This is a genomic window from Chitinophaga sp. (assembly GCF_035564935.1).
Lineage (GTDB): Bacteria > Bacteroidota > Bacteroidia > Chitinophagales > Chitinophagaceae > Chitinophaga.
In genome coordinates this window covers 1-2,696 of the sequence record NZ_DATMTE010000735.1, presented here as the reverse complement: position 1 = coordinate 2,696, position 2,696 = coordinate 1, and the positions used below count along the sequence as shown (strand labels likewise).

Annotated in this window: 4 protein-coding genes; 1 reads left to right on the top strand and 3 read right to left on the bottom strand. The window is 43.2% G+C overall.

Annotation, left to right across the window (positions count from 1 at the left end; genetic code table 11):
• Together VN105_RS19055 and VN105_RS19050 are read right to left on the bottom strand one after the other, a co-directional pair.
• The coding region (locus tag VN105_RS19055) for a sterol desaturase family protein (protein ID WP_325643130.1) at positions 1–541 on the bottom strand (541 nt) is incomplete at its 3' end.
• Positions 538–1,524, bottom strand: a complete 987-nt coding sequence (locus VN105_RS19050) for a GlxA family transcriptional regulator (protein WP_325643129.1) — start codon at positions 1,522–1,524, stop codon at positions 538–540. The genes VN105_RS19050 and VN105_RS19055, both read right to left, overlap by 4 nt.
• Before the next feature lie 134 nt (positions 1,525–1,658).
• Here VN105_RS19050 and VN105_RS19045 point away from each other — a divergent pair, with 134 nt between their 5' ends.
• The gene (locus tag VN105_RS19045; protein ID WP_325643127.1) at positions 1,659–2,111 is read left to right on the top strand and encodes a DUF1569 domain-containing protein; all 453 of its coding nucleotides are present in this window, start codon (positions 1,659–1,661) and stop codon (positions 2,109–2,111) included.
• Between the two features lie 76 nt (positions 2,112–2,187).
• Here VN105_RS19045 and VN105_RS19040 read toward each other — a convergent pair.
• Positions 2,188–2,696 (bottom strand): DUF3237 domain-containing protein (locus tag VN105_RS19040; RefSeq protein ID WP_325643125.1); only part of this gene is annotated, 509 nt, incomplete at its 5' end.

The window sequence follows — 2,696 nt, the reverse complement described above, 5'->3', positions numbered from 1 at the left end:
CCCAAAGCAAATTAATAAACAGGTAAACAGCGATCGCCGGGTAAGAGAATGGATAAATAAAAAGTACCAGCACAAACAATCCTCCAAAGCCCAGCGCTTCAACAGGATGAAGCACAAACAAACTGATGGCATTGGTAGATTCATGCTGATGATGTCTCAGGTGAAAAAGCTTATAAAATAAAGGAAGGTGGGCGGCCCTGTGGAAAACATACATTAAGAAGTCCATAGCTATAACAAGAAAAACCACCTCGGCAGCTATCAGCAATACATTCGTGGTATCCTGCACGTTTAACAGATCTTTTTGCCAGAAAGAAAAACCTGCAATAAATACCAGGGCATTACAGCCGGTAACCAGCACCGACTGCCAGATATCTTCCCTGGTGAGCTGCTGCGGCGCGCTCTGCAAACTTTTGTTCCGGCTAAACCGGCTGAATAACGTATAACAACCAACGGATATAAAAAACAGCAATACATTTATCCCGATGCTGAGCAGTATAAGTTCTGTAACATTTATCTGCTTTAATTCTTCCATCATATTCATATTGCTGCCTGGGTTTTATACCTGTTCCTGTATTCAACCGGTGTGGAACCTGTAATTCTTTTAAATATCGTCCGGAAGGTTTTTAAATCGTTATAACCCACCCTGTATGTGATGGCGGCAATATTCGTTTCCCCGTCTTCAAAAGCTTTTTTTGCGGCTTCCACTTTTATTCGCTGGATAAACTCAATGGGGCTCAACGAGGTGGCATTCTTAAACCGGCGGATAAAGTTCCGTTTACTCATATTCACCTGTTTCGCAATTTGCTCTACCGAAATATCTGTTTCAAACTGCTTCTCAATATAGCGCTGGGCTTCATGTATTTCATCGTCATTGTGCAAACGCCGTCCTGAAAATACGGTAAAGATACTTTGTGTAGTGCGTCCGTAGTCCAGGGCATAAACTTTACTTAGTTCTATGGAGATGTCTTTCCCACAGTTTTTCTCAATAAAATACAGCAGTGCATTTAATGATGAAAACCCGCCACCACCGGTAACAATGGCGTCTGAATAGGTAACTACATGGTCGGCTTTAAAATCTATTAAAGGATATCTTTTCTGCAGATCCTCTATAGCGCCCCAATGGGAAGTTGCCGCCCTTCCGTTCAGCAAGCCGCATTCCGCCAGGAAATAAGCTCCTGTACAAAGGCTCATCACCTGCGCTTTTGCATCGTACTGCTTCTTTATCCAGCTAAGCAGCCGGGCATTTTTGGAAAACAATGCATCGATGTTATCCGGGGCAGTGCCCATTGGCGGAACGATCACAATATCCGTGTCAAAATTATCCGAGATGGTTTTGCTGCAATAAAACTGCACGGGTGTACCCGGTTGTGCATTTTTGCCCTTCACCCCAATCAGCTCTACCTGGAAAGGAGCCTGGCGACCTCTTTTTACAACGGCATCATTGGCGCTCATCAATAGGGCCGCAGTGTTGGAAACCGCTGTAGGCAACACATCTTCATAAATTATAATCGAAATATGTTTCATACCTGTTCGTGCATTGCGTCATCAAAAATATACAAAAAAATGGCACAAAATGCACTGTTCAATGTCACGTTTGCACAGTGACCGTCTTTCAGACCCGTCCTACTTTTACATCAGCAACAAGAAAAAAAAAGGTTATGAAAACTATATTCGACAACGCAACAAGAGAAGAAATTATCAGCAGGATTAACACACTGACCAATGGACACACTGCGCAGTGGGGTAAAATGAATGTTTACCAAATGACGAAACATTGTACCATATGGAATAACTGGATGCTGGGGAAAGGGCATACTACCTATACACAGGGATTCCTGGGATGGATCTTTGGCAAAATGGCCTTAAAAGGTACAGTAAACAACGACAGGCCAATGAAGAAAGGCATGCCATCCGGCGCTGCCTTTCTTACCAAAGAAAAAACAGGAGATATAGCACTCCAAAAAAAGATATGGGCAGAACAGGTGGCTGCATACGGACACTACTCAAATCCAAACTTTGTCCACGACTTCTTCGGCAAAATGAAAGTGGATGAAATTGGCATCTTTGTATACAAACATTTCGATCATCACCTGAGGCAATTTAATGCGTAGGTATGGATATTTCAAAAAAGCAACAGGAGGCTATGGCGCATAACCTCCTGTGCTACCGCGAAGCAGCCGTGATGGCTTACTTGATCGCATAAATCCGGTAAATCAATTTTCCGGGCGATGGAAAACGACCAACGCCTACAGCAACGGTATGATTGAGCCACGCATATTTCGGCGAACTGGTTTCAAACACGGGTACTGATCTGAAATAATAATCAGAAGCCGGAAGTTGATAGCCATTTCCCGCCCGCATCAGGGCGGAATTTTTCGCGTTGGCGTAGTTATACCCGGTATAGGCGATGTAAATAAGCGCTCCATCGTCTGTTTTAATGGTAGCGCGAACATCCATTTTAAAGGTGGTAGAATCTACTACAAGTCCCCACTCCCCGCTGCAATCCAATAATTCACCATTGATCTTATCACTTTTCACATGTCCTTCTTTAAATGGAAAGATCAGCCGGGTGCCTGTTAATACAGGCCCTATTGCCTGTGGTGGATTAACAGTGATTTCCAGGTCAAATAAAAATTCTGATTTAAGTTCCTGTGCAAATACCTGTGCATAAAAACAAGTAGAAAAGAATAAGGCAA